Source organism: Halorubrum sp. AD140, assembly GCF_034497445.1.
Taxonomy (GTDB): domain Archaea; phylum Halobacteriota; class Halobacteria; order Halobacteriales; family Haloferacaceae; genus Halorubrum.
Genome location: NZ_JAXRUU010000216.1, coordinates 1 through 1,321 on the forward strand (window position 1 = coordinate 1; position 1,321 = coordinate 1,321).

Here is a 1,321-nt window from a genome sequence, read left to right on the forward strand (position 1 = left end):
GGCAACGAGGAATAGTCCCTCTAATTCATCGAGAAGCGCCTCCTCATGATCGACGATATCAGCGATGGTGAGCGCACGATCAATGGTCGGTGAACGTCTAGTCATGGTTACGGGGAAAGTGAGGTTAGCTATAGCCGCCAGAAGCCTTCGATTGTCCGGTCGGTGTTCGGGCGACTTCCGAACAGGTAGTCCCGACAGAGAACCTGGTTGAAGTACGAACAGCTGATCTCGCTCACGTGGAGACAGGATAGACACGCTCCGTCTCGCTGCGAACAGACTGGGTCCATCATACACTCGTTTCCGTGAGCTTTGGCTTGGCCCAAGAGATCATCTAGCTGCTGTTCGACCATCGTCGTCATCCCGCCAATATTGAACTCCTCGCGGTTATTGGTGTAGATCACCACTGATAGCGCTCTTGGGAAGAGGAACTCACTGAGATTCGTCCGGTCAAACCCACTGATCGTGCTTGCCTGCTTGAGCAGGATGTGCGAGAGAGTGTGAAGGAGTTTGAAGACGTACTCAGTTATTTCCCCTTCTACGGTATCCTCGGTGCGGGTCTCGAAACGACCGTACTGATCGACGGGATCCAGATGGTTCAGCAGGAACGCCCACTGCTCTGCGAGGGAGAGTTCTTCAATTGCGGCCCGAGCCTGTTCAATAGCGGCCTCCGAAGGGTTATCGGGTATCTCGGGAAGCGTGATATCACCACGAACAGCACGCTCGTCGCTTGTCTCCGGAATGTTGACGGCCAGCCAGAGGAGTACCGCTGCGGGGTCGAGATCGAACTGCGTTGCTTCTGTCTCCGAGGTGTCCACGAATATCGGTGTGCCGTCTCCACTACTCGCGTTCTGGGAGAAGGCGTTCAGCTTGGCTTCGTCTTCCTCACGACCGCCCCGAGTGTAGCCGTAGACGAACGTCTGGACTGGGAAATCCTCGATAACACGCACGTCCTTCAGTCCCAAGCGCTGGAGATCATCGGAGTACGTCGCGATTGTATCTGCCTTGCGGGGGAACCCCTGTTGGCGTGCGTCTTCCTCTAGATCCGCAAGCGTGTGTGAGGTGAGCTCCTCGAGACTGAGGACGTACTGGAGGAGCTCGTCACCAGCATCCGTCATCTCGAAGGAATCGTCGTCGGATTTGAGATCGATCAGGTCTGTGATGGATTCACCGACAGTCTGGCTGTCGATCTCTCCGTGTTCTCGGAGCCAGTCTTCGGCGTCATCTAGCGACTCGACTCCGGGTTCCGTCTGGTACACCTCGATTTTGCGGTCATCGTCGATCTCTGCCCCCTCGATGCCCTCGTCCATATCGACGGACTTCA

General features: G+C 56.0%; 1 pseudogene. It reads right to left on the reverse strand.

The window, feature by feature from the left end:
• Window positions 1–128: 128 nt before the first annotated feature.
• Window positions 129–1,321, reverse strand: a pseudogene (locus U4E84_RS17575) (hypothetical protein); the annotation flags it as partial.